This is a genomic window from Erwinia sp. STN24 (assembly GCF_041320675.1).
Lineage (GTDB): Bacteria > Pseudomonadota > Gammaproteobacteria > Enterobacterales > Enterobacteriaceae > Erwinia > Erwinia aeris.
In genome coordinates this window covers 147,850-160,833 of record NZ_JBGGPM010000006.1, presented here as the reverse complement: position 1 = coordinate 160,833, position 12,984 = coordinate 147,850, and the positions used below count along the sequence as shown (strand labels likewise).

The window sequence follows — 12,984 nt, the reverse complement described above, 5'->3', positions numbered from 1 at the left end:
AGGCCTGGCGGTTTGCGACCTTCGGGTCTGGCTGTGTCTAACCTTCAGGCCTGGCGGTTTATGACCCTCGGGTCAGCGGCTTTAAACTCCCGGGCAGCCGCTGCCTGGTTTTACACTAACGCCATCAGGCGGCCGATCAGTCCTTGACGTTGTGCAGCGCCAGAGAAACGGCCAGCGTCTGCGCAAGGCACAGCGAAGCAACCTGTGAACGGAAGCCGTCAACCTGGGCTTCACGCACCACAAAGCAGACGTCGCTGAAGGCGGCCAGCGGGCTGACCTGGCTGTCGGTAATGGCAATCTGCTGCGCGCCGCGTTTAGCACCCAGCTCAACCAGCTCGACGGCTTCACGCGCATAGGGCGAATAGCTGATAGCGATCACCACGTCTTTAGGGTTCACCATGCTGAGCTGCTCGGTAAACATCCCACCCAGGCCGTCGATTAAAAAAGCGCGACGTTCCAGATGGCGCAGCGCATAGGTCAGATAGGAAGCGACGCTGAACGAACGACGCAGGCCAATCACATAGATATTTTCCGCCTGCGCCAGCAGCTCTACGGCTTTATTCAGCTGTTCCGGGTTGGTCTGCATCGCCAGCTGCTGCAAAGCCTGGGAATTGACCATGGTAAAGACGTTGAGAATTTCAGCCGGGTTTTCCGGCGGCGTGGCCGTTTCATCCGTCGAGGTCTGGCGGAACAAACGCGCGCGCTCGGTATAGTTAACGGTTTCTTCCATCAGATGCTGACGAAACACCTGCTTCATTTCGTTAAAGCCGCTGAAGCCAAATGCGTTGGAGAAGCGAATTAGCGTAGAAGGCGGCACGTCGGCCTGCTGGGCGATCGAGGCTACGGTGTCAAAAGCGATACTGTTGCTGTTGTCGAGGATATAGCGAGCCACCTGTTTAAGGCGCTTACTCAGGGTATCGTAGCGACGACGAATATCGTCCTGTAACAGGGAAAGCTGTGTTGGGGTAATAGTCATTGACTCAGGCTCGCTAAATTTTAGTCATATTCTTCTGGCGGTTATTCTATCAGATGAACAAAAAATTTCACTTGCTAACGAAATTCAGCGGTTCTATTTCATCGCTATATGAATTCCATCACAGAAAAAAACACGATCGCTGCGGCTTTGCCGACGTTCGCCTTTTTTAAAAACGTAAACCGGGAGGAAGTCAAAAAACAGGTGAAATTAACCGCACCGCCAGCGGACGGAAAATGCAGCTGGCGGGCGGTACAGGCACGGAAGGTCAGGTTGCAGGACGGACTTCCCGCCAGTAGTCGATCAGGCGCAGATAATTCCCTTTTACCTCAGCGATCAGGGCTTCGTCATTAAGTTCACCTTGCAGCCACTGGCGTGAAGGCTGGCCAAAAATAGTGCGGCCTACCGCAAAACCTTTTACCCAGGGAGCCTGCGCCGCCGCGGCGAATCCCGCCTTCAGCTTCTCTTCCGGCGCATCCAGTCCCAGGATCAAAATGCCGCGACACCAGGGATCCTGCTGCTCAATCAGCCCGCTGATGGCCTGCCAGCTTTCCAGGCTCAGCGGCGGCAGTTTCCACCAGTCCGGCTGGATGCCCAGCGAATAGAAGTGGCTCAGCATCTCCAGATAGTAAGACTCTTGTTTATCCGGATTATTTTCCGGCAGGATCACTTCCAGCAGCAGTTCATGGCCGGTCTTATTACAGCCTTGCCAGACGTCAAGGATGAGCTCGTCCTGCTCTTTACGCAGCTCGGCGCTGTCGTGCGGATGATAGAAAACCAGGCACTTCACCACATGCTCCTGCGGCCAGTCCACCAGCTGCGAACCGATATTGCCATGCTCCAGACGCAGCGGCCTTGAGCCTGGCATCTCAATCGGACGACCGATCCACCAGCCTTTGCCGGTAATCGCATTCAGCGTGGATTGCCCGAAGGTGGTATCGGCCAGAATGCCGCTACGGCGATCCAGCCCGGCTTCCGTGGCGGCTTCCTGCGCCGCGCGCAGCAATAGCGTTTTCAGCTCCGGCAGGCGGGTCGTGTCCACGCCCGCCTCGTTCGCCATATCTACCAGCTGTTTACGATGGTCAAAAGCGAACACGCACAGCTCCGGCCACTGCTGTTTACGCGTGGTAACGCGATGCAGGTGATTCAGGCGGCTGTCCAGGTCGGGCCGCTTAACTTCTTTATCGCGGCTCAGGAAGTCATCCAGCTCGGCTTTGGTCGGCATCGCCGGCGCGCAGCCGTGACGCGAAACCACCAGCGCGCCGCAGGCGTTGGCGTAGCGGCACGCCTGTTCCCAGCTCTCATCGTTCAGCCAGCCGCGCAGCAGGCCGGACATAAAAGCATCGCCCGCGCCCAGCACGTTCAACACTTCCACGCGCACGCCGCTTTGCAGTTTCGTCTGCTCCCAGCTTGTCGGGATTTCGCCCTCCAGCACCACGCAGCCCAGCGCTCCTCGTTTGCAAACCAGCGTCGCTTTAGTTGCCTGACGGACGTTTTTCAACGCGGTCAGCGTATCGGTACTGCCGCCGGCGATATGAAACTCCTCTTCGGTGCCGACCACCAGATCGAAATAATGCAGCACTTCCTGCAGCTGCTGCGTCACGTGGCTGGATTCGATAAAGCGGGTTTCACCGTCACCGAGCGAGGTCAGCCCCCACAGAACCGGACGATAATCAATGTCCAGCGCGGTGCGCAGACCGTGGCGACGAGCGATGTCCAACGCCTTCAGCACGGCAGCGCGGGTATCAGGATGAGACAGATGCGTGCCGGTCACCGCCACGGCGCGGGAAGAGGCGATGTAATCTTCCTGAATATCTTCAGGCGTCAGGCCCATATCAGCGCAGTTATCCCGATAGAACACCAGCGGGAAAGTATCCTGATCTTTGATCCCGAGGATCACCAGGCCTGTCAGGCGGGTTTTATCCGTGATCAGGCATTCGGTATCCGCACCTACGCGCTGCAGCTCTTCCCGCAGAAAGCGGCCCATATGCTCATCGCCCACGCGGGCCAACATACCGGATTTCAGCCCCTGAATGGCCGTACCGTAAGCGACATTGCCGGACGACCCACCCAGATATTTGGAAAATGTGCTCATATCTTCCAGCCGGGCACCAATCTGCTGACCATAGAGGTCAACGGCAATGCGCCCGATACAGATCACATCAAGCCGCTTCTGTTGTGTACTCATTCTGTTTCCTTCTGTGATAGGCCAGCCGCGCTGTGTCAGCGCATCCTCCTGAACGCATAGCGGCGTCCGGATATGAAGTGAAAATCAGTATGGGGAATAAATATTTCAACTTCAACCAAGAGTGAAATTTATACCCCAAAAATGTGAAGTGGCTAAAACTCTCGCATTTTGCGGCGATATGGCGCTGTCACGGCACTCTTTTCATGGTTTCAGCCAGGCAACAGACAGGTTAAAAAATGTGTATTTATATTAATTATTTATTTGATATATAAAGAAATAATCCGCATTTTTGTTGCTGGCATCAGGCCATGCTGCTGCTGCCGGGCCAGGCATTCCGGCGATGTGCGTTGCAGGGCATAATTTGATCTCACTCGCAAAATGAAATGTTTCTTCTGTAATGTGGTTTAGTGAAAAAAATATTTGTTTATAATCGCCTCACGTTTCATTTTCGGCCATTACCGCAGTGGCGATTACTCGGGCGAAACGCGGCAGACCGACGGTCTGTCGCCGTACCGTAAGGAAGAGCAAATGGGCAAGATCAGATTAACCACGGCACAGGCTTTAGTCAGATTTCTCGACAATCAGTATCTGTCGGTAGATGGCGTCGAAACCAAGTTTGTGAAGGGCATTTTTGCTATTTTCGGCCACGGCAACGTGCTGGGACTGGGGCAGGCGCTGGAGCAGGACAGCGGCGATCTGATCGTGCGTCAGGGGCGTAACGAACAGGGCATGGCGCACGCCGCTATCGGCTACGCCAAGCAGAAGCTGCGGCGGGAGATCATCGCCTGCACCTCTTCCGTGGGGCCTGGCGCGGCCAATATGATCACCGCTGCGGGCACCGCTTCCGCTAACCGTATTCCTTTACTGCTGCTGCCTGGCGATGTGTTTGCTACCCGCCAGCCCGATCCGGTGCTGCAACAGATTGAACAGAGTCACGATCTTAGCATCAGCACCAACGATGCGTTTCGCGCGGTCAGCAAATACTGGGATCGGATAAACCGCCCGGAACAGCTGATGACCGCCTGCATCAACGCCATGCGCGTGCTGACCGATCCGGCAGAAACCGGCGCCGTTACCCTTTCGCTGCCGCAGGACGTGCAGGGCGAAGCCTGGGATTATCCCGACTATTTCTTCCAGAAGCGCGTGCACCTGCTCGATCGCCGTCTGCCGACCGAAGCCCAGCTGGCGGCCGCGCTGAAGCTGATCGCCGGCAAACGCAAGCCGCTGATTGTCTGCGGCGGCGGCGTGAAATATTCCGAAGCGGGCGAGGCGCTCCGCCAGTTTGCCGAGCGTCATCAAATCCCGTTTGCGGAAACGCAGGCCGGTAAGGGCACGATCCTTTCCGATCATCCGCTGAACGTCGGCGGCGTGGGTGAAACCGGCTGCCTGGCGGCCAACCTGCTGGCGAAGGAGGCCGATCTGGTGATTGGCGTCGGCACGCGTTACACCGATTTCACCACCGCTTCAAAATGGATCTTCCAGAACCCGGACGTCAGCTATCTCAACGTTAACGTCAGCAGCTTTGATGCCTGGAAGCTGGACGGCGTACAGGTGGTGGCCGATGCGCGCGAGGCGCTTACCGCACTGGATAACCGGCTGGCCGCTCAGGGCTTCACCAGCGGCTGGGGAGAGAAAATTGCTCAGGCACAGAGCAAATTATTGAAGGAAACGCAGCGCGTTTATCAGGCGGTTTACAGCAACGAGGGTTTTGTGCCGGAGATTGACGATCGTCTGGATCGCGAGGCCGTTTTTGCCGAATTCAACCGGCTGACCGATTCGTTCCTGACGCAAAGCAGCGTGCTGGGTACGCTAAATGAAAATCTCCCAAAGGATGCGGTGATCGTCGCCGCGGCCGGTAGCCTGCCGGGCGATCTGCAACGCGTGTGGCGCAATAAGGATTACAACGGCTATCACGTTGAGTACGGCTATTCCTGTATGGGCTACGAGGTCAACGCTTCGCTCGGGGTCAAGCTGGCCGAGCCGCACCGCGAGGTCTACACGCTGGTCGGCGACGGCTCCTTTATGATGCTGCACTCCGAGCTGGTGACCTCTCTCCAGGAGAACGCCAAAATCAACGTGGTGCTGTTCGACAACATGACTAACGGCTGCATCAACAACCTGCAAATGGAACACGGCATGGACAGCTTTACCACCGAGTTCCGCTTCCGCAATGCCGAAGGCGGCAAGCTGGACGGCGGCCTGATCCCGGTAGATTTCGCCGCCATCGCCGCTGGCTACGGCTGTAAAACATGGCGCGTCACCACGCTGGCGCAGCTGAAGCAGGCGTTGGAAGAAGCGCGTCAGTCGCCGGTATCCACGCTGATTGACATTAAAGTGCTGCCAAAAACCATGGTGCACAAATATTTCAGCTGGTGGCACGTGGGCGGCGCGCAGGTATCGCAGTCCGAACGCATTAACGCCGTGGCCCACATGCTGAACGAGCATCTCGACCAGGCACGTAAATACTAATTCATTCTCTGTGGCCTGAACCGGACGGGTTTTCCCGTCCGGAAGACTCCCCTATACCCTACATTCGAACGGAGTAGTTATGACACTGAAACTTGGCGTAATCGGCACCGGCGCAATCGGTCAGGAACATATTCGTCGCTGCAGCAAAGTGTTGCAGGGCGCGAAAGTGGTGGCCGTCTCCGATATTAATATCGAAGGCGCTAAAGGCGTGGTTAGCCGTCTGGGTCTGGAGGCGGAAGTCTATGCCAACGGCCACGATGTTATTCGCTCCTCTGACGTTGACGCGCTAATCGTCACCTCCTGGGATCCCACGCATGAAGAATTTACGCTCGCGGCCATCGCGGCGGGCAAACCGGTATTTTGTGAAAAGCCGCTGGCGCTGACGGCTGAAGGCTGCCGCCGCGTGGTGGAGGCTGAAATTGCCCACGGCAAGCGTCTGGTGCAGGTGGGCTTTATGCGTCCTTACGATACCGGCTATCGCGCGTTAAAGCAGGTTATCACCAACGGCGATATCGGCGAGCCGCTGATGCTGCACTGCGCCCATCGCAACCCAAGCGTACCAGAAAGCTATACCACCGATATGGCGATCACCAGCACGCTGATCCACGAGCTGGACGTGCTGCGCTGGCTGACCGAGGACGACTATAAAACGGTTCAGGTGGTTTTCCCGCGTGATACCAAAAATACGCATGCGAAGCTGCGCGATCCGCAAATCGTGCTGTTTGAAACGCAAAAAGGCGTGCGCATCGACGTCGAAATCTTCGTTAACTGCGCCTATGGCTACGACATTCAGTGTGAGGTCGTGGGCGAAACCGGGATCGCCAGACTGCCGGAGCCAGCCTCTGTCCAGCTGCGTAAAGAGGCGAAGCTCTCCACTTCCATTCTGACCGACTGGAAGGATCGCTTTATCGATGCCTATGACGTTGAGCTACAGGCGTTTATCAATGACGTCACGGCTGGCCAACTGCACGGCCCTTCCGCATGGGATGGCTATGCGGCTTCCGTAGCGGCAGATGCCTGCCTGAAGGCGCAGGAAAGCGGGGCGATTGAAAGCGTTGAGCTGCCGCCGCGTCCGGCGTTTTACAACAAATAATGCCGACCGACTCCTCTGCGCAGGCAGAGGGGTTGTCAAATGATTAGCAGGGAGAAACCGATGAAAATCGCCTTTGATGTAGACGTCATTAAAGATTTGGGCATCACCAAAATGGTTCACCAGGTGGCGGAGTGGGGCTACAAATATATTGAGCAGTCGCCGCATCCGCAGATTAATCCGTTCTACAAACATCCCAGGGCCAGCCGGGAAATCATCACCGAATACAAAAACGCGCTGCGTGAAACCGGGCTGGAAATCTCTTCCTATATCGTGGTCTACCGTTGGTCAGGCCCGGATGAGGCACGTCGCCAGGCGGCCGTGCGCAACTGGAAGCGTATGATTGAAATCGCGGTGGAAACTGGCGTGCAGGTTATCAATACCGAGCTTTCCGGCACGCCGAACGAACCGGAGATCTGCGAAGAGATGTTTTACCGCTCCATGGAGGAGCTGCTGCCCATCGTCGAGCGGGAAGGTATTCGTATTGAAATTCAGTCACACCCGTGGGATTTCTGCGAAGAAAACAACGAAACTGCCGATCTGGTGAAGTCGTTCCGCAGCGAAAACGTCAAATATCTTTATAGCGTGCCGCATACCTTCTTCTACGACAAAGGCAAAGGCGACGTAAAAAGCATGCTGGAATATGCGGGCGGCGACCTTTCACACGTGCTCATCGCCGATACCATGAACCACACCAAACACTGCCGCTATATCGTCAATCCGCCAGGCGTGGATGCCACCATCCATCAGCACGTGGGCGTGGGCGAAGGCGAAGTGGATTTCGATACGCTGTTTAAAACCCTGCGCGAGATGGATTTTGCCAACCGCACTTATAAAGTCGGCGGCGAGTCGATAGTTGCCGCCTCGCTGTTTGGCTATCCGGAAAAAATGAAATATCAGGCCGTGGAAACCCGTGAGCTGATCGAGCGCGAACTGCTTCGCTAACCTTCAGGCGCAACAGGCCGATCCTACGCGCGGAAAGCCCAGGCAGGCGCGCCGCGCCATCTTAATGACAGACCGCTGAGGCACCACCATGAACAAAGAGAACGTAAAGCTGGCGATAGCCCCGATTGGCTGGACCAATGACGATATGCCTGAGCTGGGTGCAGAAAACACTTTCCAGCAAATCGTCAGCGAAATGGCGCTGGCTGGCTTCACCGGCAGTGAGGTCGGCAGTAAATATCCGCGCGATCCGGCGGTGCTGAAACCGATGCTGAACATTCGCGGTATTCAAATCTGCAACGCCTGGTTCAGCACCTTTTTCGCCAATGGCGACAGGGCAAAAACCATTGATGAATTTATCAACCATCGCGACTTTCTTCACGCGATGGGCGCTAAAGTGATCGGCTGCTCCGAGCAGAGCAAAAGCATTCAGGGCACCACGCTGGCGGTGCTGGAAGAGAAGCCGCATTTTACCGAAGAGGAGTGGCGGCTGACGGCGGAGGGCTATAACGAGCTGGCCGCGCTGGCGGCGGAAAAAGGCATGCAGGTTTGTTTGCACCATCATATGGGGACGGCCATTCAGACTGCGGCAGAGATCGACAAATTTATGTCGTTGACCCAGGACAACGTTTATCTGTTGTTCGATACCGGCCATGCCTACTACTCGGAAGGCAGCCAGGCGCAAATGCTGGCCATTCTGGAAAAATATCTGCCGCGAATCAATCACGTACATCTGAAGGACGTGCGTGATGAGGTGGTGGCACAGGTCAGAAGCCAGCGGCTCTCTTTCCTGGACGGCGTAAAAAAAGGTACCTTTACCGTTCCCGGCGATGGCGTGATTGATTTTGATCCGGTGTTTAAAATCCTGGACGAGTCGGGTTACAAAGGCTGGATGGTGGTGGAGGCGGAGCAGGATCCGGCGCTGGCGAATCCGTTCGAATATGCCGTTAAGGCCCGAAAATATATTCGCGAACACGCAGGTCTGTAAGCCGATCTGTCAGGCATTGCCCACAGGGAAATGTTAGCCAGTAAGGAGTAAGCCGGGAAAGTGATGGTCAGGCATGCGTTTCCCATCACAACGGCAACAGGACTTAGTAAACGGCGCGGTCGGGAAAAGGCTGTTGCAAAACCGCCGCGTAAATAAAAATAGCGCCCGATATTTCCGCCGGGCGCTATTTTTTAAAGGGAAATTATTTCAGCACTACCGTGTTGATAATATTCTCTGCTTCGGTCTGCGACTGCTGCTGATTGTCCGCAGGCAGCGTAATCTGCAGGGTCAGCAGTTTGCCGTCAACTTTCGCCAGCAGCACTGACGACCAGGAAGACTGGCCCTTGGCCGAAATCACCGAATCCAGCTGCTGTGCTGGCTGGCCTTTCAGCTCGACAGATTTATTGGTCACTACCTGCAGCTGCGCATCGCGGTTACGCTGCTGATCTTCCAGGCGCTTCGCCAGCACGTCCAGGCTTTCATTCGTGGCGTCGCCCGCAATCACGATAATCGCTTTCTGGCCGCTGGCATCGGCGTACACGTGCATATTATTGGCCTGCGTGCCCATTTTTCCACTTTGATCGGACATGCCTGCCGGCAGCGAGAAGCTGAGCTTGCCGTCCATCAGGGTAACGGTCTGGCTGCTTTGGCTGCTGCTGACGCCGTTATCATCGGCGGCGGCTTTATCATCTTTGCCGTCGCAGGCGGCCAGTCCGACCACCAGTAAACCGATACCGGCATATTTCAGTAAGTTACGCATCGTGATCCCTTTTACGTTAGTCGTTCGCGCTGTTCAGCAACTTATACAATAGTAATCAGCGGCTAAAAGCAACCTGCCGTGGCGCGCTGCCCGCCAAAATGCATGGCCGGGCGCGACGCCACAGAGTGACAGACTAGCCGAAGTTGACCTGAGCGCCAGAGGATTTTTCCGTTATCCGCTTCAGCGTGGCGTTTAACAGCACGCCATAGGCCGGCAGGAAGAAAATCATGCAGATAAGCACCTTAAAGCTGTAGTCCACCAGCGCAATTTCCACCCAGTTCTGTGCCATAAACGGATCGGGGCTTTTGTAGAAAGCGATAAAAAAGAACGCCAGCGTGTCGCTGATATTGCCCAGGAACATAGCGGAGGCGGGGGCTACCCACCATTGCGGCAGCTTGCGCAAGCGGTTAAAAACGTGCACGTCGAGGATTTGTCCCAGCGCATAGGCCATAAAGCTGGCGCAGGCGATACGAGCGACAAACAGGTTAACGCTTGCCAACGCGCCCAGTCCCTGCCATTCGCCCTGATAGAACAGCGCAGAAATGCTATAGGAGATAAACAGCGCCGGGATCATCACCGCAAGAATAATTCGTCGGGCCAGCGGCGCGCCGAAAATTCGTACCGTTAAATCGGTAGCCAGAAAGATAAAGGGAAAGCTGAACGCGCCCCAGGTGGTATGGAAACCAAAAATCGAAATGGGCAGCTGCACCAGATAATTACTGGAGGTAATAACCAGCAGATGGAACAGCGATAGCCAGATCAGCGCATGTGTACGCTGACGAGAAGAGAAAGAGATCATCGATGTAGCCTTTTTTAACTATGGGGTGAGGGAACCCAAAAAATTGTCTCGCCTGAGCGATTGCGCGGCATCTTACCGAATCAGCCTGCTAATGCAATGGTTAATTTTAGCGCAAACGTTGTCGTTCATAGCCTGGCTTGCACATACCGACGTCGGGGGTAAAATAGGGGCATTTCCTGTCTGATTGAGAATGTTATGAGCGAACCGTTCGCAAATCCCGACCAAACCCTGGATGCTTTGGGCCTGCGCTGTCCTGAGCCGGTGATGATGGTGCGTAAAGCCGTACGCCATATGCAGGAGGGCGAAACGCTGCTGGTTATCGCCGACGATCCGGCCACCACGCGCGATATCCCCGGTTTCTGCCGCTTTATGGAACATACGCTGCTGGCACAGGCAACCGAGGAATTACCCTATCGCTATCTGTTAAAAAAGGGGTTGTAGCGCCGCGTCCTGCCCGTATCACCACGGGCAGGTTGTAAAGTTAGCGCTTACTCAGCAATCGTAGCGCGTTCGCCGTGACCAACGCGGTGGCGCCGGAGTCCGCCAGCACGGCCAGCCACAGCCCGGTAATGCCCAGCAGCGTGGTGACCAGAAATACCCCCTTCAGCCCGAGCGCCAGCGCAATATTCTGCCGGATATTGGCATGGGTGGCGCGTGCCAGGCGGATCATCGTCGCCAGGCCCGCCAGCCGGTTATGCGTCAGCGCCGCGTCGGCGGTTTCCAGCGCGACGTCGCTGCCGCCGCCCATCGCAATGCCCACCGTTGCCGCTTTCATTGCAGGCGCATCGTTGATGCCGTCGCCGACCATCGCTACGGCGCGCCGTTGGTTTAGCTCATGAATGGCCGCTACTTTGTCCGCAGGCAGCAGGCCCGCGCGATAGCTGATGGCAAGCTCGTTGGCGATAGCGGCCGCCGCGCGCGGGTTGTCGCCGGTCAGCATGACCGTTTCTATGTTTAAAGCATGAAGTTCGCTCAGCGCGGCAACAGCGTCCGCACGTAGCGTATCGCGCAGTGCGATAAGTCCGATCGGCATAGCATCCTGTACGATAATGACCACCGTATTTCCCGCCGACTCCAGCTCCGCCACAATCTTCAGCTGTTCTGCTGTCAGCCTTAGTCCAGCGGGCGCGCAGATTAAAAGTTTGTGACCGCTCACTGTTGCTTCTATACCGCTTCCTGCCACCGCCCGCTGCGCCGTAGCGGCAGGTATAACAAGCTGGCGCTGCTCTGCCAGCCGCACAATCGCCCTGGCCAGCGGATGAGAAGAACCCTGCTCAACGGCAGCGGCTTTAGTCAGCAGTTCCGCTTCGCTGAGGGCAGCAAAGGCCTGAATGCTCTCAATACGGGGTTTGCCTTCGGTCAGCGTGCCGGTTTTGTCGAACGCCAGCGTGCGCACGCCGTTGAGGCTTTCCAGCGCCGCGCCGCCCTTAATCAGTACGCCATGGCGGGCCGCAGCGGCCAGGCCGGAGGTGATCGCCGCTGGCGTAGAGATCACCAGCGCGCAGGGGCAGCCGATCAGCAGCAAAGTCAGCCCTTTATAAATCCATGACGGCCAGTCGCCGGCAAAGAACAGCGGCGGCACGGTTGCCACCAGCAGCGCGACAGCCATCACCAGCGGCGTGTAAATGCGGCTGAACCGATCGAGAAAACGTTCGACCGGCGCGCGGTTAGCGTCTGCTTCTTCAATCAAATGCAGGATACGGTCGATAGCGCTCTGGCCAGGTTTTGACGTGACTTTCAGCCTCACCAGGCTATCGACGCTCAGGCTGCCTGCCGCCACGGCTTCGCCTGCCTGCCGCTCTACCGGCATGGATTCGCCAGTCAGCGCGCTTTCATCAAAGCTGGCGAAGGATGTGACCAGGCTGGCGTCGGCAGGCAGGCGCCCGCCTGCGGCAACCTCAATAAGATCGCCAGGCCGTAGCGCGCTCACGGCCACGGTTTCACGCACCTCGTTCCGGATGCGCAACGCCTGCTCGGGTTTTAACGCCATCAGCGCCGTTACGCCACGGCGCGCGCGCCCTGCTGCAAAAGCCTCCAGACGTTCCCCAAGCATAAACAGCAGCAGCACCATGGCCGCCTCTGCGGTCGCACCGATAAAAAGCGCGCCAAGCGCGGCTACGGTCATTAACGTTTCAATGGCAAAAGGCGTCCCGCTGCGCATCAGGCGCAGGGCGGTACGGGCAACGGGCCAGCAGCCCGCCAGCGTGGTGACGATAAACGCGACTTTCCCGGCCTGCGGATCGATCGTCTGTAGCAGCCAGCTGGCGAGCAGAAGCCCGCCGAGCAGCAGCAGCATGCCGTTTTCCCGCCAGAACCCGGCTGACTTTGCCGCTGGCTGCGTGGCAGAGCGCAGGGTAAACCCGGCTCTGGCAACCGCCTGCTCAACCTGCTGCTGCACATCTTTATCGGCGCTTACCACCAGCTTTTCCGTAGCGAACAGGACGCGAGCCTGAGTGACGCCTTGCAGCTGGCCTACAGCGTTTTCGATTTTCCTGGCGCAGCCCGGACAGTCCATGCCGCCGATTTGCCAGCTGTAGTCCGCGCCGATGCTTTCTTCTTTCTCAGGCAGCGGATCGCTGGCGGTGGCGCACTGGATGTGAAAAGAGGTGATTTTCCCCAGTTCGGGACGCGGCCTGCTGCAACCTTGCTGTCCGGCCGCGTGGCGCTGCCCGCAAAGGCAGGGAGAAGATGGGTGTTGTTGCATGACGCCTCCAGATAAGCCTGACGGGCTGCTTCCCCGCCAGGCTTATCTTACACTCTGGAGCTGACTCCAGA

General features: G+C 57.0%; 10 protein-coding genes. 5 read left to right on the top strand and 5 right to left on the bottom strand.

All coding sequences use genetic code 11. The features are described 5' to 3' along the window. Positions 1-136: 136 nt before the first annotated feature. Both ACA373_RS18890 and iolC read right to left on the bottom strand, forming a co-directional pair. Positions 137-976 carry a MurR/RpiR family transcriptional regulator gene (locus tag ACA373_RS18890; protein WP_253457446.1) on the bottom strand — a complete coding sequence of 280 codons (840 nt, stop codon included), beginning with the start codon at positions 974-976 and terminating at the stop codon, positions 137-139. Positions 977-1,241: 265 nt separating this feature from the next. Next, complete coding sequence (gene iolC, locus ACA373_RS18885; RefSeq protein WP_253457449.1) at positions 1,242-3,161, bottom strand: 5-dehydro-2-deoxygluconokinase; 1,920 nt, start codon at positions 3,159-3,161, stop codon at positions 1,242-1,244. 528 nt (positions 3,162-3,689) lie between these two features. Here iolC and iolD point away from each other — a divergent pair. The 4 genes from iolD (at position 3,690) to iolE (ending at position 8,650) form a co-directional block, all read left to right on the top strand. Further along, on the top strand, positions 3,690-5,630 hold the full coding sequence (iolD, locus tag ACA373_RS18880) for a 3D-(3,5/4)-trihydroxycyclohexane-1,2-dione acylhydrolase (decyclizing) (RefSeq protein WP_253457452.1): 1,941 nt from the start codon (positions 3,690-3,692) through the stop codon (positions 5,628-5,630). Between the two features lie 79 nt (positions 5,631-5,709). Further along, the gene (locus tag ACA373_RS18875; RefSeq protein ID WP_253457454.1) at positions 5,710-6,723 is read left to right on the top strand and encodes a Gfo/Idh/MocA family protein; all 1,014 of its coding nucleotides are present in this window, start codon (positions 5,710-5,712) and stop codon (positions 6,721-6,723) included. A 60-nt stretch (positions 6,724-6,783) separates the two neighbouring features. Next, entirely contained in the window at positions 6,784-7,665 is an 882-nt protein-coding gene (locus tag ACA373_RS18870) for a sugar phosphate isomerase/epimerase family protein (RefSeq protein WP_301251882.1), read from the top strand. An 88-nt stretch (positions 7,666-7,753) separates the two neighbouring features. Further along, positions 7,754-8,650 (top strand): myo-inosose-2 dehydratase, encoded by an 897-nt coding sequence (gene iolE, locus ACA373_RS18865; RefSeq protein ID WP_253457460.1) that lies wholly within the window; start codon positions 7,754-7,756, stop codon positions 8,648-8,650. 202 nt (positions 8,651-8,852) lie between these two features. Here the strand turns inward: iolE and ACA373_RS18860 are convergent, their stop codons facing one another. Both ACA373_RS18860 and ACA373_RS18855 read right to left on the bottom strand, forming a co-directional pair. Further along, a complete protein-coding gene (locus ACA373_RS18860) occupies positions 8,853-9,410 on the bottom strand; it encodes a DcrB family lipoprotein (RefSeq protein ID WP_125289947.1) in 558 nt (185 codons plus the stop codon). Between the two features lie 133 nt (positions 9,411-9,543). Next, positions 9,544-10,209 carry a 7-cyano-7-deazaguanine/7-aminomethyl-7-deazaguanine transporter gene (locus tag ACA373_RS18855; RefSeq protein WP_253457463.1) on the bottom strand — a complete coding sequence of 222 codons (666 nt, stop codon included), beginning with the start codon at positions 10,207-10,209 and terminating at the stop codon, positions 9,544-9,546. Positions 10,210-10,404: 195 nt separating this feature from the next. Between ACA373_RS18855 and tusA the strand changes: the two genes are divergently transcribed. Next, positions 10,405-10,650, top strand: a complete 246-nt coding sequence (gene tusA / locus ACA373_RS18850) for a sulfurtransferase TusA (protein WP_253457466.1) — start codon at positions 10,405-10,407, stop codon at positions 10,648-10,650. A 40-nt stretch (positions 10,651-10,690) separates the two neighbouring features. On the opposite strand, the gene ACA373_RS18845 is transcribed toward tusA, so the two are convergent. Further along, complete coding sequence (locus ACA373_RS18845) at positions 10,691-12,913, bottom strand: zinc/cadmium/mercury/lead-transporting ATPase (RefSeq protein WP_370734954.1); 2,223 nt, start codon at positions 12,911-12,913, stop codon at positions 10,691-10,693. Positions 12,914-12,984 lie beyond the last annotated feature (71 nt).